This window comes from Lactobacillus sp. M0396 (assembly GCF_016101625.1).
Lineage (GTDB): Bacteria > Bacillota > Bacilli > Lactobacillales > Lactobacillaceae > Lactobacillus > Lactobacillus huangpiensis.
This window is the reverse complement of the sequence record NZ_JACFQE010000002.1, coordinates 120180-143795: the sequence shown is the minus strand read 5'-3', so window position 1 is coordinate 143795 and position 23616 is coordinate 120180. Positions and strand designations below refer to the sequence as shown.

The 23616-nt window shown below is 36.9% G+C and carries 17 protein-coding genes; 9 read left to right on the top strand and 8 right to left on the bottom strand.

Features of this window, described 5'->3' with window-relative positions:
• Positions 1 to 37 precede the first annotated feature (37 nt).
• Positions 38 to 991 (bottom strand): class A sortase, encoded by a 954-nt coding sequence (locus H3T43_RS03180; protein WP_198212549.1) that lies wholly within the window; start codon positions 989 to 991, stop codon positions 38 to 40.
• 251 nt (positions 992 to 1242) lie between these two features.
• Between H3T43_RS03180 and H3T43_RS03175 the strand changes: the two genes are divergently transcribed.
• From H3T43_RS03175 to H3T43_RS03165, 3 genes are all read left to right on the top strand, one after another.
• On the top strand, positions 1243 to 2112 hold the full coding sequence (locus tag H3T43_RS03175) for a PRD domain-containing protein (protein ID WP_034981150.1): 870 nt from the start codon (positions 1243 to 1245) through the stop codon (positions 2110 to 2112).
• 145 nt (positions 2113 to 2257) lie between these two features.
• A complete protein-coding gene (locus H3T43_RS03170; RefSeq protein ID WP_198212548.1) occupies positions 2258 to 4231 on the top strand; it encodes a beta-glucoside-specific PTS transporter subunit IIABC in 1974 nt (657 codons plus the stop codon).
• 15 nt (positions 4232 to 4246) lie between these two features.
• The gene (locus H3T43_RS03165) at positions 4247 to 5692 is read left to right on the top strand and encodes a glycoside hydrolase family 1 protein (protein ID WP_198212547.1); all 1446 of its coding nucleotides are present in this window, start codon (positions 4247 to 4249) and stop codon (positions 5690 to 5692) included.
• 124 nt (positions 5693 to 5816) lie between these two features.
• Here the strand turns inward: H3T43_RS03165 and H3T43_RS03160 are convergent, their stop codons facing one another.
• The gene (locus tag H3T43_RS03160; protein ID WP_198212545.1) at positions 5817 to 7538 is read right to left on the bottom strand and encodes an ABC transporter ATP-binding protein; all 1722 of its coding nucleotides are present in this window, start codon (positions 7536 to 7538) and stop codon (positions 5817 to 5819) included.
• Positions 7539 to 7907: 369 nt separating this feature from the next.
• Between H3T43_RS03160 and H3T43_RS03155 the strand changes: the two genes are divergently transcribed.
• Entirely contained in the window at positions 7908 to 10055 is a 2148-nt protein-coding gene (locus tag H3T43_RS03155) for a PTS transporter subunit IIABC (protein WP_198212543.1), read from the top strand.
• 521 nt (positions 10056 to 10576) lie between these two features.
• Here the strand turns inward: H3T43_RS03155 and H3T43_RS03150 are convergent.
• The gene (locus H3T43_RS03150) at positions 10577 to 11020 is read right to left on the bottom strand and encodes a hypothetical protein (protein WP_052060365.1); all 444 of its coding nucleotides are present in this window, start codon (positions 11018 to 11020) and stop codon (positions 10577 to 10579) included.
• Positions 11021 to 11215: 195 nt separating this feature from the next.
• Positions 11216 to 12079 carry a helix-turn-helix domain-containing protein gene (locus tag H3T43_RS03145; protein ID WP_198212541.1) on the bottom strand — a complete coding sequence of 288 codons (864 nt, stop codon included), beginning with the start codon at positions 12077 to 12079 and terminating at the stop codon, positions 11216 to 11218.
• Between the two features lie 106 nt (positions 12080 to 12185).
• On the opposite strand from H3T43_RS03145, the gene H3T43_RS03140 reads away from it, so the two are divergent.
• On the top strand, positions 12186 to 13430 hold the full coding sequence (locus H3T43_RS03140; RefSeq protein ID WP_198212539.1) for an MFS transporter: 1245 nt from the start codon (positions 12186 to 12188) through the stop codon (positions 13428 to 13430).
• 132 nt (positions 13431 to 13562) lie between these two features.
• Here H3T43_RS03140 and H3T43_RS03135 read toward each other — a convergent pair whose 3' ends face one another.
• Positions 13563 to 14801 (bottom strand): MFS transporter, encoded by a 1239-nt coding sequence (locus H3T43_RS03135; RefSeq protein WP_187154070.1) that lies wholly within the window; start codon positions 14799 to 14801, stop codon positions 13563 to 13565.
• A 150-nt stretch (positions 14802 to 14951) separates the two neighbouring features.
• Between H3T43_RS03135 and H3T43_RS03130 the strand changes: the two genes are divergently transcribed.
• On the top strand, positions 14952 to 15869 hold the full coding sequence (locus H3T43_RS03130) for a cytochrome C5 (protein ID WP_198212537.1): 918 nt from the start codon (positions 14952 to 14954) through the stop codon (positions 15867 to 15869).
• A gap of 234 nt (positions 15870 to 16103) precedes the next feature.
• Complete coding sequence (locus H3T43_RS03125; protein WP_198212534.1) at positions 16104 to 16427, top strand: hypothetical protein; 324 nt, start codon at positions 16104 to 16106, stop codon at positions 16425 to 16427.
• Between the two features lie 122 nt (positions 16428 to 16549).
• Here H3T43_RS03125 and H3T43_RS09580 read toward each other — a convergent pair whose 3' ends face one another.
• The 3 genes from H3T43_RS09580 to H3T43_RS03110 all read right to left on the bottom strand — a co-directional run bounded on the left by H3T43_RS09580 (position 16550) and on the right by H3T43_RS03110 (position 20442).
• A complete protein-coding gene (locus H3T43_RS09580) occupies positions 16550 to 16873 on the bottom strand; it encodes a hypothetical protein (RefSeq protein ID WP_370520777.1) in 324 nt (107 codons plus the stop codon).
• Complete coding sequence (locus tag H3T43_RS03115; RefSeq protein ID WP_198212532.1) at positions 16870 to 17148, bottom strand: AbrB/MazE/SpoVT family DNA-binding domain-containing protein; 279 nt, start codon at positions 17146 to 17148, stop codon at positions 16870 to 16872. The genes H3T43_RS09580 and H3T43_RS03115 overlap by 4 nt, the downstream gene beginning before the upstream one ends.
• Positions 17149 to 17454: 306 nt before the next feature.
• A complete protein-coding gene (locus H3T43_RS03110; protein WP_198212530.1) occupies positions 17455 to 20442 on the bottom strand; it encodes a TIM-barrel domain-containing protein in 2988 nt (995 codons plus the stop codon).
• 156 nt (positions 20443 to 20598) lie between these two features.
• Between H3T43_RS03110 and nagA the strand changes: the two genes are divergently transcribed.
• Positions 20599 to 21753 (top strand): N-acetylglucosamine-6-phosphate deacetylase, encoded by a 1155-nt coding sequence (nagA, locus tag H3T43_RS03105; protein WP_034981109.1) that lies wholly within the window; start codon positions 20599 to 20601, stop codon positions 21751 to 21753.
• Between the two features lie 215 nt (positions 21754 to 21968).
• On the top strand, positions 21969 to 23612 hold the full coding sequence (locus H3T43_RS03100) for a malolactic enzyme (protein WP_198212528.1): 1644 nt from the start codon (positions 21969 to 21971) through the stop codon (positions 23610 to 23612).
• Positions 23613 to 23616 lie beyond the last annotated feature (4 nt).

The following is a 23616-nucleotide window of genomic DNA, read 5'->3' as shown; positions in this document are numbered from 1 at the left end:
TAATTATACTACCAGTATATAGTTAAACTTGTAATCGCTATTTCAAAAACCAGATGTGAATAAGTCGCCAGCCTATAGCGAGGACAAAAACAACGTTAAAGATAATAATTACTGTTCTGATGAAAGTCATATTTTGATAAAATTTTGGTTTAGTATTTGCGCGGACTTGAACAGCCTTGTTAATTGTCTTTTGCTGTTTACTGTTTTTCAAAGATACTTGATGTTCTTTTTTACTATGCTTTGGCTTAGCAGTCAATTCGCTAAGAGCTAAATTATGTTGACTTGCTTTCATTTTGCTGATCAAGTCGCCCTGTGCAACTGTACGGTGTTGACCGTAACCGTATTTGGAAGTGTTAAAGTCTGAACATGTAATTAGTGTAATCATACTCTTATCCTGCACATTGTTTTCAACTTCAACCTGAGTTGGTTTGATGGCAAAAGACATCCTTTTTATTTTATATACATAAATATGATGCAAATCTGTGACATAGATGAGGTCACCAGGGTGTGCCAGATGTAAATTATCCAAAACTGCAGGACCATAAGACCCCATATAGTGTCCTGCAAGCACATAATTATTAGCACCGCCCATGACGCGATCGGGCAGACAGGTAACGACACCGTATTCTAAGTTCTGGTTTTGATCGCCATAACCGGCAAAAAGGGGATTATGAATGTTAACAGCAGGAATAGCAATGCGGCCAATAGCGTATGCCTTAATTTGCTTGGCTCTAAGGACGCTGGCTGCACTAACTGATTTGGTTTTGCTGGCATCATAACTTGTTTTGCGTTTTTTATTTCTATCTGCTTTCTTTTGTGTTAAAGTGGTATTTGCTTTTTCCGCATTTTGCTGAACTACATAGGAGTTGCCAAAACCGGAGCCGAAAAAGATTAAAGTTACGCCCAGATAAAAAAGGGCACCTAAAAGTAACACTCGAATAGTAGACCATATTTGCTGTTTTGAAGATTTTGCTTGCTTTTTACTTGCCATTTGATCCCTTTTCTTTAAACTACTATTAGTCTTCTGCTACTATTTAAGTATAAATTTGCGTAAAGTACAATTATTTATCTCGAATTGAAACACTTAAAAAAAATAATCAAATAAGTATTGAAATCGCTTTAATACTGATTTATAATATCAGCTGTAAGTAGACGTGTTACTGACTTGATCAGGCATTACCTATGAACAATACTTTTTTGGTACTGTTTGTAGGTTTTTTTATTGGAAAGGAAGTAGTTGAAGTGAAATTTGTTAAAAATTTTAACAACAACGCTGCCTTGGTGTCTGATAAGGCTGGAGTAGATTGGGTGGTGATTGGCAACGGGATTGGCTTTGGCAAAAAAGTCGGTGATCCCATTGATGAGGACAAAATTTCACGCCGTTTTGTAGCTGTCGAAAAAAATATTAAATTGGTTGACAGTGTAAGAGATATTGATCAGCGGACTTTGAAGTTGACAACTGAAGTGATTAGCATGGCCAGTCAAAAATTACAGATCACTTTTTCTGATTATGAATTTTTGGTATTAGCTGATCACATTGATTTTATGTTAACCCGTGCTACAGGAAATATTGAATTAGGTCAAGATACGCTTGGCTGGGAAATGAAAAAAATATTTCCTAAGGAATATGGCACGGCTCAAGAAGCCTTAAGGTTAATGAAGGAAAAAACTAAGCTTGACTTTCCTCAAAGTGAGGCAGCTTATCTGACATATCACTTCATTAATGCAGGTTCTGGTCAAACAAAGCTGCAGGATACAATTAAAATTACTAAACTGATTAAGGGAGTAATTGATATTATCCAGTATCAATACGGAATGCAGCTGGATACTGAATCGTTTAACTTCAACAGGTTCATGACTCATTTACGTGCTTTTATGGTAAGGCATATGTGTGGTGAAAGCGACCAGGATTCTGGCAGTGAGCTTGATCATTCCTTAATTGAATTAATGAAAGTCAAGTACAAAAAGGCTTATGATACTGTCCAAAAAATCGGCACGTACTTATACAAGCAGGCAGGCTGGCAATTGCAGCCTGACGATCAGGTATATTTAACTCTTCATGTCTGGCGGGTAACGCATAGACAAAAAGATGCTCAATCGCAGAAGAATTAAATTTACTATATTTTAATAATTTATAAGTTTAAACGGTGTGTTACTGTTTACAGGCATTAACCCGAGAACTTCAGGTGAAAATCTCACAATAAATTAGTGAGGTGCTTTCTTGAGGTCCTCGGGTTTTGATATTTAGGAGGAAAAAATGGCTTACGAGGATCTAAGTCGTGAAATTATCGCTGATGTTGGCGGTAAAGATAACGTGATCAGTGTTGTTCACTGTACTACGCGCTTACGTTTTAAATTAAAAAATATGAAAAAGGCTAACGATGACAAATTAAAGGCCACCGATGGCGTAATTTCTGTTGTGAAATCGGGTGGGCAATACCAAGTTGTGATTGGCAATAATGTCGCTGATGTTTATGACACGCTGGTTAAAGTAGGCGGCTTTTCTGGTGGCGGCAGCGTGCCCGATGATTATGAAGATACCAGCAACATGAGTTTAGCAGATAAGTTTATTGATTTAATCTCTGGCATTTTCAATCCGATTTTGGGGCCAATGTGTGCTGCCGGTATGATCAAGGGCTTTAATGCCATGTTCTTAGCTTTTGGCTGGGAAGCGCAAACTTCTGGTACTTACATTATTTTGAATGCCATTGGTGACAGTTTATTTTACTTCCTGCCAGTTATTTTAGGAATTTCAGCAGCTAAAAAGTTCGGCATGAACGGCTATCTAGGTGCAACAATTGGTGCTGCACTTTGCTATCCTTCAATTGTCGCAATGGCCAGCAGTAAAACCACACTGTTTACTGTATTTAAGGGTACTATTCTCCAAGCACCAATTCACATGACTTTTTTAGGAATTCCGGTAATTTCGATGAACTATACTTCATCAGTCATTCCAATTATCCTGTCAATTTGGTTTGCTTCTAAAGTGCAAAAATTGGCTAAAAAGATTATTCCTGATGTTGTCAAAACTTTCTTAGTGCCATTTATGGTTTTACTAATTACTATTCCTGTTACCTTTATTGTCATTGGTCCTGTTGCTACCTGGTTAGGTAATGCTATTGCAGCTGCTGTCAGTGCTGTTTACCACTTCAGCCCAATTGTTGCCGGCATTTTAATGGGAGCATTCTGGCAAGTATTTGTTATCTTTGGCGTTCACTGGGGCTTTGTGGCAGTTATGATGACCAATATTGCTGCTTTAGGCTATGATCCAATCTTAGGCTTATCTTTAGCAGCTTCATTTGCTCAAACAGGCGTTGTTTTAGCAATTATTTTCCAAACTAAAGATGAAAAAACCCGCAGTATTGCAATTCCAGCCTTTGTTTCTGGTATTTTCGGGGTTACTGAGCCGGCTATTTATGGTGTCACCCTTGAAAGAAAGAAGCCTTTCATTTTAAGCTGTATTGCATCTGCAATTGGGGCCGGCATCATTGGCTTCTTCCAAGTAAAAGTATTTCAGATGGCCGGAATGGGAATCTTCTCAATTCCAGACGCTATTGGTAAAAATGGTATTGATACTGGCGTTTATGGTTTAATTCTAGCAATGGTTATAGCAACAATTTTAGGCTTTGCTTTCCAAATGCTATTTGGTAAAAGCAGTGTTGATGCACCAATAACTGAACAAACTGCCTTAGCGACAGCTACAAATGCAGGTACAGATAATGCTGCAACAAACAATTCTGCAAATTCCGCAAATGTTAAACCAGAAGTTTCATATAATAAGGAAGAAAAATTGGTAGCTCCGTTAAATGGACAGGTTGTGCCATTAAGCGAGGTTAAAGATGAAGTCTTCTCCAGTGGATCAATGGGTAAAGGCGTTGCGATTGAACCACAAGAAGGTAAAGTATGTTCACCTCTTGATGGAGAAGTAGTGATGGTTTTCCCTACCGGTCACGCAATTGGTCTTAAATCGACTAGTGGCGCAGAAGTAATGATTCATATTGGTATGGATACTGTTGAACTTGATGGCAAAGGCTTTACTACTTTAGTTAAAAAAGGTCAGAGCATCAAAAAAGGTGAGCCTCTTATTAAATTTGACCTTGAAGCTATTAAAAAAGCTGGCTTTGAAACTACAACACCAGTAATTGTTACTAATTCTAATAATTACCATGAAGTTAATGTAGTTGCGAATGGTACAATAACCATTGGGGATGCATTATTAGACTTGAAATAACGAAAGGAGACAATAATGACCACAAATAATTTTCCTAAAGGATTTTTATGGGGCGGTGCTACTGCTGCCAATCAATTAGAGGGTGCTTACCAAGAGGGAGGTAAAGGTTTATCTTTACCAGATGTTATGCCTGGCGGTAAGGACCGAATGAAAATCATTGCTTCACCTGATTTTGATTTTAAGATTAATTCAGATTACGTTTATCCTAACCACATTGGTATTGATCACTATCATCATTATAAAGAGGACATTGCACTTTTTGCCGAAATGGGCTTTAAGTGCTACCGCTTTTCAATTGCCTGGTCCAGAATTTTTCCTAATGGGGATGAAGAAACCCCTAATGAAGAGGGACTTAAGTTTTATGACTCACTAATTGATGAATGCTTAAAGCATGATATTGAGCCTGTAATTACTATTTCTCACTATGAATTACCTCTTCATTTAATTACTGAATATGGGAGCTGGAAGAATAAGAAGTTAATTGACTTCTATGAGCGTTTTGCCCGCACCGTTTTAACTCGCTACCAAGACAAGGTTAAATATTGGATGACTTTCAACGAAATTAACAGTGCCGCTCACTTTCCAATTATGAGTCAGGGCCTGACGACAAGTAATGGCGCTGATGACAAGAAAAACATTTACCAGTCGTGGCATAACCAATTTGTTGCTAGTGCAAAAGCAGTTAAAATTGGCCATGAACTCAATCCTGATATGAAAATTGGCTGCATGATTTTATATGCTACCACTTACAGCTATGATTCAAATCCTAAGAACCAATTGGCTACCTTGCAAGATAATCAGGCTAATAACTTCTTCTGTGCCGATGTTCAAGTAAGAGGACATTATCCTGCTTATACTAAGAGCTTGTTGGCTCGTCAAGGTGTGCAATTATCTGACATTGATTACACAGATGGTGAATTGGCATTGCTGGCTCAATACCCAGTTGACTATATTGGTTTTAGCTACTACATGTCATCTGTAGTTGATGTTACTCATGAAAACCAAGAAACTGTTAACGGCAACTTAATGGGCGGCGTTAAGAACCCATTCTTAAAGAGCAGCGACTGGGGCTGGCAAATTGATCCCACAGGATTAAGAATTGCCTTAAACCAATTGTCTGATCGTTATCAAAAACCTGTTTTCGTTGTTGAAAACGGTCTGGGTGCAGTAGACAAGCCTGACGCAAATCATTATGTGGCTGATGATTACCGGATTGACTACCTGCGTGAACACATCGAGGCTATTTCCCAGGCAATAGACGATGGAGTTGATGTTATGGGCTATACTCCTTGGGGCTGTATTGATTTAGTCAGTGCTTCAACTGGTGAAATGTCGAAACGTTACGGTTTTATCTATGTTGATGAAGATGATGAAGGACACGGAACCTTTAAGCGCTACAAGAAAAAGTCTTTTGACTGGTACAAGAAGGTTATTTCTACTAACGGTGCTGATTTAGGGTAAATCTTGGCGGAGATACGACTCGGCTCATGTGAGCAAAATAAACAAGAAAAAGCGTGCTTAAAAGCACGCTTTTTTACTATGTCAATTTCTATTGCAATTTTTTCAAAACATTGATTGCTATAAACTAATTAGTCATAGTCAGGCTGCATAGATTATATAAATCACCTTTTTGCTTCATTAATTCTTTATAAGAACCTTCTTCAGTAATAGTGCCGTCTTTCATAAAAATTATCGCATCATATTTTTGTAATAAGTTGGGATTCAATTTATGTGTTACCACAATTGATGTTAAATTCTTTATCTCTAAAATGGCATTTTCAATTGCAGAAGTATTTTTTTGATCTAAAGATGACGTTGCTTCATCCATTAATAAAATAGGTGTTTTTCTAATTAATGCTCGCGCTATAGAAATTCTCTGCTTTTGGCCACCAGATAAAGCTTTGCCATTTTCGCCAACATTCAGATCAACGCCCTTAGAATTGCCGTCTACTAGCTTTCTTAAACCAGCCTTATTTATAGCATAATTCAGTTCTTTATCTGTAAAAGATTTGCCTAGCATTATATTATACGCAAGAGAATTATCGAAAATATAAACGTCCTGTTGGACAATATTTATTAGTTTATAAAGCGATGACAAATTAATGTTATTGATGTTTACGTTATCTATACTGATGTTGCCATCCTTAGTCAATTTGTAATATCTCATTAGTAACTTTAATAATGTTGTTTTTCCGCTGCCAGACATACCTACAAGCGCGTATTTTTTGCCTTTTTCTATTCGTAAGTTGATGTGTGAAAGTACTCTCTTTCCCGTTTCACCATGCTGGGAATAGGAAAAACTAACGTTGGTCAATTTGATCTCATTTTCAAATCTGTTCAATTTCAAATAGTTGCTGTTATCTTTTACCGGATTATGCATTTTCTCCAGCAACTGATTCAGAGTTTTGCTGGCGGCTAAACCAGCCTTTTTGTTATTCATTTCCAGACCCAATTTGCTCAGTGGCATTACAATAAAATTAACTAATTGCACAATTGCTGTAACTCCACCAATACTGGTGTTTCCATTAATTACCATAAACATACCGAGTCCGTACGCAACCAGAAAAACTAAATATCCAGAGAAATTCGAAATTGATACCGAAATATTATTAAGTTCTGACAGAGAAAACTTACTATCAGCCCGTTTTTCGTTACCGTTCTGAAATTCCTTGCTAATTTGCTTTTCAATATTAAAGCTTTTAATTACTAAAAAGCCTGAAAATGCGTCTTTTACCTTGGAGACATAGGCATTTTGTTGTGTCAAAGCCAGATTCTGCTTTGCTTGCATTTTCCCACCCAACAAACTCATAACAATAATTGGCACTAAACTTACTATTAGCACTGCTATTGACAGCTGCCAGTTAATCATAAACATCCCTATAATCGAGAAAAGCAATAATGACGAGTTAGAAACAATACTAAAGAAAGATTTGATATATTTTTCCTCAATTGTCGAGACAGTATTGGTCATTGTTGCTAAAAAATCTCCGGTACTATTGTTGCTGAATTCATTTAGGTCACTTGCAATAATTTCATTAAAAATATGCCTACGATATTTTTTACTAAAATTATTAACAAACCTATTTTTTGTTAGTTCACTGGTAAAAACAGCAGCTGCCAAAAATATACATACTAATAAACAAACAAATATTGCATTTTTTAATTCATAAACATTCCTGGCAATCCCTGAGTCAATTAATCTTTTTAACACCAAAGCAAGCAATAAGTTTATAAACGGATAGACTATTCCCGAAAAAAAGAGCGCAAGATAGTAATTTAACTTATCATATTTTTTGTAATTTTCCATTAATATAAACATCCTTTCTATTCTAAAAAATATAAGTAAAAGTATCTAATTATTTTAAATTCTTCTACGTCTTCTCACTATACGCTAAACATTTTATAATCGAAAGAGCTATTTTAAAATAAAGCTATATTTTTTAAAATTATAAAATAATAGTTGTTTTGATAGTTTTGCGTGAAAAAATTATAGAAAGTTTTTTTAAAAATAGGCAGGTCAGGTTAGTATTAATTTGAAGGATATTAAGCATAGAAAAAAGTATTTCATTATAAATACAGAAAAAAATAGTTTTTACGAATCACAAAGGATTGTTTATATTTTGTCTTAATGAGAACATCTGATCTGGAGTATTTAAATAGATACAGGAGGAAAATAATGAAAGGAAAAATTTATGCTAAGGCGCAACAGGTTGGCAAGACATTCATGTTGCCAATTTCGTTGCTTCCGATAGCGGGATTATTTCTAGGATTGGGTGCTTCTTTTACCGGTCCGACTTTTATAAAGTTGTATCATTTGGAAAGTATTTTATCGCCGGGGATGCCGTTAAACAGGTTTTTAAGCATTTTAAATGACTGTGGCTCTGTAGTCTTTGACAATCTAGGCTTGCTATTTGCTGTCTCTATAGCGTTGGGAATGGCAAAAAGTGAAAAAGGGGTCGCTGCGCTTTCTGCGGTTGTAGGCTACTTTTTAATGTACGCTTCCTTAACCAGTTCAATTAAAAATCTCAGAAATTTAAATCAGCTCAAACAAGTTAATGGCTTAATTACAAATGTGTTGGGTTTTAACAACACAATGAACCTGGGAGTATTCGGGGGAATTATTATTGGGTTGATAGTCGTATGGCTACATAATAAGTACTACAATATTAAACTGCCTGATGTAATTTCATTTTTTGGCGGGACCCACTTTCCGCCAATAGCCGCTGCGGTTTCTGGCGTAATAATAGGAATTTTGCTTTCATATATTTGGCCTTATTTTGCTGCTGGAATTTCTGCTTTGGGCTTCTTTATTGCTAAATCAGGAGTAGTTGGTTCCTTTCTATACGGATTAATCTACAGAATGTTGATACCCTTTGGTTTACACCACATTTTCTATTTGCCATTTTGGCAAACAGCAGTAGGTGGAACGGCTGTTGTTGCTGGTCATACCGTGCAAGGTGCCCAAAATATTGTCTTTGCACAATTAGCTGCCGGCGGAAAAATTTCGTATGAAGCTGCCAGATTCTTTTCATTTCAGTTCCCAGAAATGATTTTTGGCTTGCCAGCTGCTGCCCTTGCAATGTACTCTGTAGCTCGTAAAGATAAAAGGAATGAAATTAAAGGACTTTTAGTATCTTCTGCAGTAACTTCCATTTTAACTGGAATTACCGAGCCGCTTGAATTTACTATTTTATTTGCTTCACCATTTTTGTATTTTGGCGTTCACTGTGTACTTTTTGCTTTTTCTGCAGTCTTTGTAACATTGCTAAAAGTAGGAGTAGGCTTTACCTTTTCCGGTGGCTTAATAGACTTTATTCTTTATGGTGTGTTACCCGGAAATGCCAGAACTAATTGGGTTCCAATCATCTTCTTAGGTATTGCTTATTTCGTTGTTTACTATTTCTTGTTTAGATTTGTAATTACTAAGTTCGATCTCAATACGCCTGGTCGTAAAGATGATACTACTTTAAAAACCAAGAAAGATTATGTTGATAATAAGAAATTTACTGCTCTAACTAAAGATGAGCAAGTAGCTTATGAAATAGTAGCAGCTCTAGGCGGAACTGATAATTTAGTGAATGTTGACAACTGTGCCACAAGGCTGCGGGTGACAGTTAAAGACGGCAATTTAGTAGATAAAGAAACCTTAACCTCAACGGGAGCAGCCGGAACAGTAGTTAACGGTGCCTCTGTCCAGGTAATTTATGGCACTACTGTCGGCAACATTAAAACAAATGTAATGGATTTGATTAATAGTGGCAAAGCGCCAAAAACTGTTGCAAATTCTGTTAAGCCAGCAAATAGTTCGAAGTTAGATTCAGAGGATAAAAAAGTTCAAAAGTCAGTTGAAACGGGTCCGAGTCAAAAAATTGCATTGTTTGCACCTGCTGATGGACAGCTGGAATCATTGCAAACCTTAAATGATGGGGTCTTTTCCAAAGAGATGGTAGGTAAAGGCTTTGCGATCTTACCAGAAAATGACAATATTTATGCTCCAGTTAATGGCACTATAACAACAATTTTTCCGACTAAACATGCAATTGGCATAAAAGATGAAAATGGCATTGAGTATCTTTTGCATATGGGATTAGATACTGTTGAACTTAAGGGCAAAGGCTTTAAGATTCTTTGCTCTGAAAAAGAACAAGTCCATCAGGGTGACAAGCTGGCAGAGATGAATTTAACAGAAATTAAATCTGCTGGAAAGGCAACTGATGTTATCTTTGTAGCTACTCTGTCTGACAGATTATTAGATGTCAAAGTTGCTGATAATGATAGAGTTACTGCTAATGATCAAGTAGCCGAGTTGTTGGTTAAAAAATAAACAGCTATAAAGCCAGATTTATATGTTAAAACATATTGCTTCAGCCAATTGCTGCAAGTAAAAAAGCCAAGCTTTTCATTTAGAAAGCTTGGTTTTTGTTTTACTCAAAAATTAAATTGATGGCAAATTTGAAATAGGGTTTAGTTGCCAATTTGCTTACGCTATATTTATTCACATTTTATTTTTACTGTCATAGATTCAATAAAAAAATCGACTTTTTGTGGACAATACAATTTTTTATTGTTTACTTATGCATGATAATATACTAACATTTTTTGCATATTTCAACAAAAAATTAAACAAGCTGTGCCTTTTTAATCTATGATGCCACTATAGTGATGCCCATTTACCATTATGAAAATGATTAAATAAATTTTTATTCTCTTTAAGCAGCCAAACTATCTGTTGTCTATCATAAACAGCTACTCCATGATTATTAAGTATAGTGACAATTTCTATTAAATCTTTTGCTTGAATATTTCCTAATTCTAATTGAATAACTTTTTTATTCACAGTCAAATTTAGTTTAAAAAGTCTGGGTTAAAATCAAGTGGACTGATTCGAACTTTTTTACGATATGTAATTTCAGCATTAGTGATATTCTCGAATAAATATGATTTTGTATATATTTTTTTGATATGTAACAGCTGCATAAGTTTCATTGCATCATTTGAACTATAACTCACTACAGTAATTCCATTTTTATCGATCAGCCAATATCCACTAAAACATGTTGGTAAAGTAATAAAAATTCCTGCCAAAATTGTGAATCCCAGTACCCACCATGGTTGATAGCCAAATCCAGTCATAAATAATGACACTAAAATGACTAAAATTATTCCTGTGATTACATGCAGAATGTTTACTTTATGTCCAACAGTCACACTTTTATTGGAGTTAGTAAAACCTGAATTATTTGAAGGATAGAGTTGTTGTCCTTCAATCATTTCTTCGTTTGACTTCATGATATTTACACTTTCACAACTTAGCAGTAACAGCTTTATTTTCATTTAATTATACTATGTCTTAGCTTTAGAAAACGCTTTTCTTGGCAGCAACGGAAAATTTTTGCTTTTTGTTGATCCCTAGACTATAGGAGTGTCTTAATCAAATTGATAATAAAAAGCTGGTTACCAGTGAATGCTGGAACCGGCTTCTATTTATACTAAATTGCCACCTGTCTGTTCTTGCACAATTTTTTGCAACTGCTTACTAAATTCAGTCATGCCGATTAAGGCAAACTCTTCTATTTGCCTTGCGCAATTATCCAGATAAACCTGTTTAGGATCAAAATGATAGTTAATAATGTTCTCCAAAAATAATAGAACCATCTTATTAAAGAAGGTTAGTGGCTGGGTGTGAATCTCATGGGATTTTTCTACCAATTGCTTTGCTTCCTGGAATTTGCTTTTTTCCAGACACATACTAATCATATTGATTAATATTCCCAACACTATAAATTGTATATCGTCATTATCACTATCTTTAAATTGCTGAAAAATTTTGTTAGTAATGATCATGTCACTGGCAAAATCATAAAAAACCATGCAGTTCAGGAAAATTTTGATAGTTTTCCAGTCGAAATTCTCTTCATTAAAGAATTTATTTTTAAGTTGCTGGATTTCTGCAGCACTCAATTTTTCTCTATTACCATCTATAATAGCTAAGATTGAGTTCACACTTAGCATTAAATCATTTTTACTGGTAAGCTCGCTACCCGCAATGGCCTGCTTAATTTCTTTTAGGCGCTTGGTATCAAAATTATAATAAGCGTCCGTCATTTGGGCAACAATCCTCTTTTTGAGATTATCTTCACTTTCAGACTGGTAATCAAGTTGTTTAAAAAAATCAGCAATTTTAACGTGATTTTGCCGTAATAATTCAATTAGGTCTGCCGCTGAAATGCGCGTCAGATCTTTTTCTACTTTGGAGTAAAAAGAAGGGCTGATAACGTCGCCAATCCATGCGCGTTGAGTTTTGCCAGCTTCTAAACGGTATTGTCTAAGTAATGCACCGATAGTCATAATTTAACCTCATTAAATTTTTTTGTTTCATATATGACACTTTTCTTTTCTTAATTTTAGCTTAAGTACAATTGAAAATAAAGAAAGCTAAAAAGGAGAAAAAATTATGACTATCTTTTTTAAAAATAAAGAATATCGCAAGTTTTCAATTGCCAGTATTTTATCCAGTGCGGGGGATATTTTATTCTATTTAGCGTTGATGACTTATGCCAGTCGGCTCAAAAATTATTCGCTGGCCTTGTCATTAATTGCTATTTCGGAGTCAGTTCCCCGGCTGTTCTCTAGTGTTGGTGGCTATCTAGCTGACAGGACTCAGAACAAATTTCAAAAAATAGTCTGGATGGCTATGATCAGAGGTGCGCTTTATTTACTGGTTGGTTTTCTTTTTAGCCAGAATATTGCGGGTTGGAATCTGGTAATTATGGTGATTATCATCAACTTTATTTCTGATACGGCCGGAACTTATTCTGGCGGACTGACCACACCACTAATTATTAGTCTGGTTAAAAAGGATGAGATTGCTGAAGCTGAAGGTTTTACTAGCGGTGTTTCGCAAGTAATCACTTTGATTAGTCAGTTTGTTGGATCAGGACTTTTGTTATTCATGTCATATTCTGCACTGGCTGTAATTAACGGCCTGACTTTCGTTGTGGCAGGGTTGATCTATTGCAATATTGCCAGGAGTAAACGAAAAAAGGGCATTTCAACTGTCACACAAGAAGTCGATGATCGTGGCTTTTGGTCCACCTTGGCCTTAGCATTAAAGCAAGTTAAAAAGGCTAGTGGCTTAATTACTACTGTACTAGTAATCGCCATTTTAAACGGAGTTCTCAGCACGATCGAGCCTCTGATTTCTATTGTAATCGCGGGCAATCGCCAGGTGATGGTCATTGGAACCTATAGTTTTACAATCGCGTTAATCGGCGCTATGGCAGGAATAGGCGCTGCCTTAGGCAGTATTTTTGGTACTAATCTATTTAAAAATGTTAGCCTTTATATCATCATTATGTTAGCCAATATTGCTGGAGCAAGTGTCATAATTGCCATTTTAAGTAAACAAATTTGGTTCTGTTTAATAACTTATTGTATCCTAGGCTTCTTTGCAGGAACTGCTACTCCAAAATTAACTCAATGGATGGTAGGTGCAGTTGATCGTAAAATTTTGGCGTCCTCTGTTGGTCTGATTAATACGATTTTATTAATTGCCAGTCCCTTAATGACAACTGCTTTTACTACCTTATCGGCTGTGACAAGCGTCATCTATTCTCTTTTGGGGTTATTGATCGTCAGTGTTCTGCTCTTTGTAATTACCTTATTGGTGATGAGAAAATCTGCACAAAAAGGAAAATAAACAGTCCATTTAGCTGGTAAATTTGCAGTATCTGATTTTTGCCGTCATTCTTTTCTATCAAGTATATAAAAACTGTCAAGATAATGATGTGAATCACCAAATTAGGATATTTTACTAGTTGTAAGTTAGCTCTTATTTATTAGTGCTTTTTCTCAAACTGAAAAAGATAATCAGAATAAAGTTAATCAGTAGGGTGAAACCTGTAGTCCAGAAAACTGTAGCGTAGTTGAACAGACCGGAGATAGTAGAACCCATTAGTGAACCAAACACAGAACCAACTGCTTGGAAAGACTGATTATAGCTAAAGATGCGACCAAAGCTTTCTGCCGGAGTGTTCAATGTCAAAACAGTCTGTGCTGCCGGTAACATTGCTGCACTGGCAATTCCCAGCAGAAAACGCAATCCTGCCAGCACCCAAGGTGAGTGTGTTAAAGCCATAGGTACGAAGAGAATCGCACCTACTATTAAACCTAAGCGTAATATTTTTAGTGGTCCAATTTCATCCATTTTATGTCCGATTTTGGAAGCAGCCAGCAGTGTTCCGAGACCTGGGGTTGCGGCTACGATCCCCGCTACAAAGGCAATATTCTTGCTATTAGGCATCATCGATTTGACATACAAAGAAACAATTGGATCAATTGACATGTTAGCGGCCTGCACTAACAGGGTGGTTATGAACATGACTACAATCAGTTTAACGCTTGGTAGAGAGTGCATGATTTCTTTCATAGGTTTCATTTCTTCACGAGAAATTGGGGTGAAGTTTTCATGAACTAAGAATGTCGACCCTAAGAAGACAAGCACCATCAAAAAGCCGGTGATGAAGAATGGGATCCGGTAGCCCCAGACGCCACCAAGCCAATTACCGAAGAAGTTTGACAAAACACCACCTAAAAGTGGTCCAACTAAGTTTCCAGCTGTACCGGCAGTCATCATTTGACTCATTACCCAGCCACTTTTTCTGTGGGGAGTTTCTCCTGCGATCAAGGCAGTAGCATTGTTAATGTAGCCGGAAAAAGCACCCTGAATAAAGCGCATGACAATTATGTAAATAGCATTAGGGGCAAAACCGGTAGCAGTAATAGTTAAAGCCATGACGCCAGAGGCCCGCATGCACATTAATTTACGACCTTTGCGGTCAGCCAAGTTGCCCCAATAAGGTGAAACAATTGCCTGAGCAATAAATGTCATGGCAAATGCAAGACCGGAATACATGCTAATCTGCAGCTTGCTGTAGTGGCCCAGATCAGCGATAAATAGTGAGATAAAGGGCATTGTCATGGAATAGCCCATGCCTGTGATGAAGCAGCCTAGCCATAAAGTGACAAAAGCTTTATGCCAGCCAGCCGGAAATTTTTCGGAAACTGTCAAAACGTCCTCGCTTTCTTTTTTAATGTTTTTCTAAAAAATATGATATCTTTTCTATTTTAGCACAATAAATTTGCTAAGAATTTGCTAAATAGATGATATTTTCATATTAAACATGTTAGGATATTATTTCTGAAAGGAAGGGATGTTGGTATGGAAAGAGATTCGCATTTAACTAGGCAGGAATACCGCCAAAAATCCCAGTCGCACACAAACAAGGTGCCAAAGGCAACGATTAGAGAAAATAATACTTCTCAAACTCGTGCTGACTATCGCCATTTAAAGTTAAATTTCTGGGATATTTTTGCAGATCGGCCATACATCGCGGTGGCAATAGTTGTTTTGGCTATTTTCTTAGTTATGGCCAAACTCTGGTGGCTTCTTGCTGCACTGGCAATTGTGGTCGCAATTGGCATCTTTGTGATTGGCCGCAGTCATCATCCTAACCGTGTACTTAGCCTTGAATTTAAAATGAAGTCATCTCGGAAATTAAGCATGTTACGAGCTTTGCAATTTGGTGGCTCGATTATCATGTTTCTGGCCACTTATATGAAAAAAGTGGTAACAGTTAATTTTTCCACAGCTGGTTCGACTGATGGCTTGCAAGTCGTCCAGGGCATCTTGTCTAATCGTGGTGGCGTCTATGGTCAACAGGGATCATACTTCTTGAGTTTATTGAATACCCTAACTGGTGGACAGCTGTGGGGTAAATATCGTTATGCGGCTAACAGTGCGCAAATGATGAACAGTGGTGCAGGCCGTTTAATTATTATGTGGGTTCTGCTTTTAATGATTGCACCAGCATTTTGCGTTTTAGCACAATTTTTTCGGGAACCATATTCGCGCAATACGGCCTTGGTAGCTTCAATCATAGCTACTGTCAGCTTTGTTTTAACTCCTCGTTTATTGAGTAAGTGGATTGTAGAATACGCTGTCGAAAATCGTATGGCCAGCAGTCAAGCTCAGGCTGCTATTAGTGTCGGACCTATGGCCTATGTGGCAATGCTCTGCGCAATTTTAGTTTTAGTTATTTCAGTTTACCGGGTAATTAAAAAGGACAGATTCGTTTAAAAACCAGAAAAAGTTTTAAATTAAAAACCAGCTTTTTGTTCTATAAGCTGGTTTTTTATGATTTTAAAAACTGCTTTGAAAAAGCAGTTTATTATATTTGCATAGCAAATTTATTTTTACTTAATATTGTAAAAGTATAGGTTTGTCTTTAGAATTAAGTTAAATAGTAAATAATAAAATATCATCTGTTTAAAAAATTTTTTGACTTAAATTGTAAATAGGAGAGGATTATTTATGCTTAATGATATTGTTCTGATTTTGCTAATAGTGGATGCTATTTACTTAATATATCTAGTTTGCGTCAGATTAACACACAAAACACCGCAGAATTCTAAACTTATTCAATTTTATCAGCACCAGCATTTACGGTGGACTAAAATTAAGTACTTCTTCCTTGTAATTCCTATTGTTTTATTTCTTCTGCCATATGATAATAGCTGGAATAATTATGTAACATCCTTGTTTGTGCGCATTATTGGAATTGTTTTGTGGACGTTGATATTTGTGATTGGTGACTTTCTCGATGGGAAAATGTATCACTGGTTTTTCAAAAAATAATAGGGATAAGTAAAAAAAACATAAATACCTCAGGTTAAACCTGAGGTGCTTTTAAAATGAAACTATTTTTATTTTTTGAGTGACTAGAATTAAGCAACGTTTTGATAAAAATTAGTGCTTATCTAAAATTTGATATGCTTTAGATAGCAAGTTATCCAAGTCTTTATCACTAACATGTCCAACAATTTTACCATTTCGACCGGAAAATCATAATTAGGCATTTGAAAAGTAACTACACTACCAGATATCCCACTGCTGATATCAGCAAGACGATAGTATAGACCACGATTATCTTTTTTAAAATCATGCGTAAGAGGCATGCAGATAACGAGTCCTGTTTTTTGATTATATGCATTATTTAATGTAACTATCGCTGGTCTTTGAATAATGCCAGATTGGGGATTATGGCCGCCTTCTTTTCGTCCTGCATGTGGTTCAGCATCTATCCGAATAATGTCTCTTGATTAGATGCTACATTTTCCTTACCAACCTGCATAGTATCAGGGTTACCTACTTTTTCAGTTTCTTTTTTAAAGTCAATATCGTCATATTCTTCATTAAACCGCGGATTAGAGTCAATAGCCTTATAGATTAAAGTGCTATTATCTTCTTGAATCAATTCAAATCGTTGTCCAGGTTTAACTCCAGCCTTACTCGGGATCATAAGTGCTATAGAATTACCAACTTTTCTAGCAACAAAGTTACCCAGTTTCTTTTTCATTAATATTAGCTCCCTAATTTATGTTAGTACAAGTATACACCGCACCCGATGAGATTTCGATTATGTCTCTCCATAATTTAGGTGATCTTGATTTTAAGCAGCAATATAGTCTTAACAGCTATTGAGCATAATTAATAGAAGTCATAATCATATTTTCAATGCGATAATGCCTTAAAACTAAAATATATAGACAAATCATGAGCCAAAAGCTTAATTAAATGTCTAATATAATTTTTAAATAAAAGAGCCCCAAGTTTAGGACAACTTTTGGAGGCTCAGTATATATTAGCTTTGTGTTTATATTTATTATCTTTTTGCTCTGAAAAAGATAATTTCTCTTGCAGCAATAATCGGACCAGATGATTGATAGATAGTCAAATGCACTTTCTTTGCACGGACATCTCGCAGACCAACCACCTTGTTTTTCGTGTCAGCTTTCCACTGCAAGTGGTCTGCATAGGTAGTATATTGCTCGCCATCCGTTGAAACAGCAATTGATATTGCAAGAGGATCACCATTATGATCAATATTTCGTGGCACATAGACCATTCTGCTTAATTTCTCAACTTTTTCAAAAGTAAAGGTTAGTTCCAGTGGTTGTTCAGGTGAAATTGATTGATCCGTTTGCCATTCGCTTGCCAGTTTAAGATCAGTTAAATAAGATAGGGGATGATTTTCTTTGCTGGTACAGTTGCTAGTCACCTCAATGTTTTCAATAGCATAATCTTTAGCAGCATGCTTGGTAATAACACCGAAAAGATCAGACCATTCAGAAACTTTATTTCCTATTACATACCTCATTCTAATGATATAGCGAGTATTAGGAGTTAATTCGTGAAAAGTGAAATTTTTGCCGGTAATGCCCACATAAAGGAGATTATTAACTTCTATCTGAACTGCACTTTCATGAGGCCAGGCAAGCTCGAATGAATGAGCTGAAATTTTGCTTGAATCAACTGCCGGCAATTTAGGTGAAGGCAATACGCCACTGGTAATTTCATGTACTAAAACTTTCTTGCCATAATTAAAATTGTGCACTGTAATTTCGATTTTAGTTGTGGTAATGTCTCGACTTGCTAATTTTATTTGCAGGGCAGTTTGCGTATTCTTGTGATATTGTTTAAATTCATCCAAGCCATAATTAGTATTGTAAAAAATGCCTTCGCGAGCATGATTGAAAGCGTCAAGCGATCCGTATTCTTCCACTGGGACAACTTGATCGTTAATTTTAATAGTGATGCGATCAGGGTAAGAATCACACATAATAGTCAGTTTAGTAGGCTGTTCAACATCTTGGTTTTCCCAGTTGCCTTCAACTGGTGGAATAGTTACCAGCAACGTTTCATTTTCAGTTTTACTGAAAATTTTTGTGGTAGAACCATTGGATTCAGCGGCTTGAGAGTTATCGTTGTAAATAACTGTCTCACTTTGATCTCCTGGGTAAAGCAGAAAATCACGATTGCCCCAGTCAAAAATACTGCCGCCGCGAACAAAGACTGGTAGGTGCCATAATGGAAAAGATAAATTATTGTAGACCTTGCCACCGGCATATTTTTTACCTGTAAAAAGATCAATCCACATTGTCTTCTTCCCGGGTAAATACAGATTATCTTTGCGTGAATCTCCGTTTTCATCTTCGCGGCCATTAGTAATTGGTGCAATTAACAAATCGGAGCCTAACATGAACTCATTGCCAAACTGTGCTGTGTAATTAGCCAGCTCGTCTGGAAAGTCACTAAAAAGGGGACGCATGATTAATGCGCCATTTTTTGCCTGTTCATTTAGTGTATATATGTAGTTAGTCAAATGCTGGCGTAATTTGAGGTAAGCCAAATTAATGTCGGTTATTTTCCTATTATAAGCAAACGGGTTTTTACTGAAGTTGCCCTGATCATCGAAATTAAAGAGCAGTGGGGTAAAACATTTCCATTCAAAATCACGGACATTGATTTGTGCATTGCCACCGCCTTGCAGTCCATCAACTGCTGCACCAACTAAAGGCTGACCTGAAAGATTTGCTCCGAGCATACCAGCTACTTGTGTAGCAACATTGCCCCAGTTGCCGCCAACATCTCCAAAGATCAAAGCAGCGTTTTTTTGCATGCCGGTACTGCCGCTATCAGCAAGCACTAGTGAACGCTTTGTTTGTGATTCGTTTTGAAGCTGTGCTTTATCTTTAGTCGCTATTTCATTAGTAGTAAAAGTAAAAGCAGTTTTTTCCGGTAATTCGACTTCGCTTTGGTGCCAAAATCCGGGATGAACGTCTTGGTTTAACGCATATTCATTAAAGAAACTGAGAGCTTGTTGATTGTTGGCTTGAACACCATAATTGGGCACAAACCAGCTCAAAGGAAAATGCATGGCATGATAGCGATCAATTAGTGCCCGCGCGGAAAACTGGTAGTTTTCTTCGCCGTTAAGTGAAGATTTGCCCGATGCGGCTTTTTCATCTTTTGTACGAGTATAATAATTATTGCCAATTTTACTGGCATTGCGTTTCTTAGCTTGACTTGGTTGCCACAAAGTTGTACAGAAATTGCCAATATGACCCAGACCTAAGGCGTATTTGGGCAATAACATTGGTTTGCCCGTTAAAGTATAATAGCGTTGCAAAATTTCCTGAGGATTAGTACCAAGAAGGTAAAATGCATCAAAGACTGCATCTTGGTGGGTGAGAACAGTGACTCCTCTCTTGGTTTTGCCAAAATCATAAGTTCCTTCTGCAGTAGTATTTCTTAATTCGCCATAACCAGCATTCGACCAGAAAAAAGGGACAGGCATAATGACGCCACCTTTACCGGTTATTTGGTCATGCTTAATTGCGATTTTGTGTCCTCTGTGACTAAAGTAGCCGTTTTGCAAGCCGCCACCATAAAAAAATTCATTTTTATTTTCTGTTAAAAACTCACGGGTTCTGGTAGAACTAAGTTCAAGTGGTTGAGATTGGTGCATCCTGTTATGGTGCAATGATTCATCAAAAATACTTATAACAGCTGGATTTTGCCCAAAAATAATTTGGTAATTGCCAGTATGGATAATTAAGGAATCATTGGTGGCTCTGACCTGCGACTTTGCAAAGGCAGAGTTATCAAACTGGGTTAATTGAATAGTTTCCGTTCGATTTTCAGTAAAATTTTGCTCTGGATCAATTAAAAGACGAAAAATGCCGGCAGCTAAGACATAAAAGCGCGCAATTTCGCCCGTGGCAAAATGTAATTCGTAATAGTGGTCACACTTGCTGGCACCAGTAAGTGCTCCTAGTTGATGTTGATTTGTTTGCGTATTTTGAATCATATTTCTTGTTTCCTAATTAGTTACCTATACCACTATTATAACTAAAAAATAAAAAGTTTCTGTACTATTTGAAATTGAACTGGTAAATACCAGTTGATTAAGCTAAAATTAAGCTATAAATACGAGTTTTATTTTAAAAAGAAAGGCAAAAATATTATGACTTATTATATTCATGCAGATAAATTCTTTCTTGAAAATGTGACAGAACAAGGTGGTTACCTAGAAGTTCAAGATGACGGCAAATTTGGCTTTTACTATACTGAAGATCAAAAACCTGAAGGCAAAATAGTAGACTATAAAGGCAAATGGATTGCACCAGGACTGGTTGACACACATGTACACGGTTCACTAAAAGAAGACGTGATGAAAAGTGATTGGGCGGGAATCAACCGTCTGTCAGAAGGCTTTTTACGGTCTGGCGTTACCAGCTGGCTGCCAACGACTTATACTGCTGGTGCAGATACATTAAGCAAAATTTGCCAGATGTTTGGCGCCCATAAAGGTGAAGAAACTGGTGCTAAAATTCAAGGGTTGCATTTTGAAGGACCATACTTTACTGCAGAACATGCTGGTGCAGAAAACCCTAAATATTTGATTGATCCTGATATTAATCAATTTAATGAGTGGCGTGAAGAATCTAAAGGGCTGCTGAATAAAATATCTCTTGCGCCTGAGAGAAAAGGTGCCCGGGAATTTATCCGTGCTGCTGTTAAAGAGGGTGTAGTTGTTTCTTTGGGGCACTCGAGTGCTGACTTTGAAGAAGCTAAAGCCGGTGTTGAAGCTGGTGCAACAATGTTTACTCATACTTTTAACGGAATGCCTGATCCTTCACACCATGATACATCAATTTCTAACGCTGCGATGGCTCTGCATAATGTAACAGATGAATTGATCTGTGACGGTCACCATGTTCAAAAAGAAATGGTGCGGGCATTGGTTCAGCTTAAAGGTGCCGAACACATTTGTTTAATCACAGATTGTATGGAAGCTGGCATGATGCCTGACGGTGACTATATGTTAGGTGAATTGCCTGTTTATGTTAAAGAGGGCATGGCTCGTTTGAAAGGTGGCAATAATTTAGCTGGCAGTATTTTGCAATTAAAGACTGCAGTCAAGAATGTTGTTGACTGGAACGTTGCTACTCCTGAAGAAGCTGTTATGATGGCTTCTTATGTTCCGGCTAAGAGTGCGCACGTACTCGATAAATGTGGTTCAATCGCACCTGATAAAGATGCCGATTTCTTAGTATTAAACCCTGACATGACTTTAAGTGAAACTTATTTAAATGGTGAGTCACGCTACCAGGCATAAAGCAGCTTATTAATTATTATATAGAATAAAAAACCAATTCATTAACTTGAACTGGTTTTTTATTTGCACAATTTTTAATATAAACTATATTTAAGCACATATTATATACTATATGCTGTTAATATAAGCTTAATTTATTGCACTTTTTACATGCTGGTTATAGTCTAATCATATAGTACGTGCTAATAATAATTAAATAGACGGAGAGTGAAAAAATGGCTAAAACAGGACAAGATAGGTTGAATGACCCATTTTTAAACAAAGGTACTGCTTTTACAGAAGAGCAGCGAGAAAAGTATCAGCTGGCAGGGATGTTACCTCCTAAGGTGCAGTCATTAGAAGAGCAGGCGCGGGAAGTTTACCTGCAGTATCAGGAAAAATCAACTAATTTGGAAAAGCGCATTTTTTTGATGACCGTTTTTAATACTAATCGGGTGCTGTTTTTTAAGGTCTTCAGTGAGCATGTTACCGAATTTATGCCGATTGTGTATGACCCGACGATAGCTGAGACTATCGAAAATTACAGTCATTTGTTTGTAAATCCGCAATATGCCGCATTTTTGTCAATTAATGAACCTGATCAAATCGAAGATAGTTTAAAAAATGCGGCTGATGGCCGTGATATAAAACTAATAGTGGTTACTGACGGTGAAGAAATTTTAGGAATTGGTGACTGGGGTACACAGGGAGTTGACATTTCTGTTGGCAAGTTGATGGTTTATACTGCTGCAGCTGGTGTTGACCCAGCGTGTGTATTGCCAGTAGTGCTAGATGTTGGCACTAATAATGACAAATTACTTAATGATTCGCTCTACTTAGGCAATCATCAGCGTCGCGTAAATGGTGAACCATATTATCAATTTGTTGATCGCTTTGTGCAAACTGTAGAAAAATTATTTCCGGGACTATATTTACATTTTGAAGATTTTGGCCGAGATAATGCTGATAATATTTTAAAACATTATCGTGATCATATTTTAACCTTTAATGATGATATTCAAGGTACCGGTGTCATTGTTTTGGCCGGAATTCTCGGAGCATTGAAGATTAGTGGTCAGAAATTAACAGACCAAAAGTATGTCTGTTTTGGTGCCGGAACAGCTGGTACAGGAATCGTTGAGCAAGTCTATGCCGAGATGCTGCAAGCAGGCTTACAACCTGAAGAAGCGCGCAGGCATTTTTACTTAGTAGATAAACAAGGTCTGCTTTTTGAAGATACGCCTGAACTAACACCTGCTCAGAAACCATTTGTCAGAAAACGTTCTGAATTTAGCAATGCTGACCAGCTTAAAGATTTAAAGAGTGTTGTACAAGCAGTTCATCCTGATATTTTAGTGGGAACATCAACTCGCTCAGGTGCTTTCACTCAGGATATTGTGACGGAAATGGCAACCCATACCGAACGTCCAATTATTTTCCCATTGTCAAACCCAACTCAATTAGCGGAGGCAAAAGCAGAAGATTTAATTCATTGGACTAAAGGCAAGGCTTTAGTAGCTACTGGTATTCCTGCTGATCCAGTTGATTATGACGGCACTAAGTATGAAATCGGACAAGCCAACAATGCTTTGGTCTATCCGGGACTTGGTCTTGGCGCTCTGGCAGTTAATGCTAAGATTTTAAGTGATGAAATGATTAGTGTAGCGGCCCACTCACTTGGCGGCATTGTTGATTCAAGTAAACCAGGCGCAGCAGTTTTGCCACCAGTTGAAAAACTAAATGTCTTTTCTCAAACTGTAGCAAAAGCTGTGGCTAACAAGGCAATTGCCGATCACCTCAACCAAAATGATTTTCAAGATGGTGACAAGGCAGTGGCTGCACTTCGCTGGGCGCCTGAATATAAAGATGAGCAGGAGTGAGAAT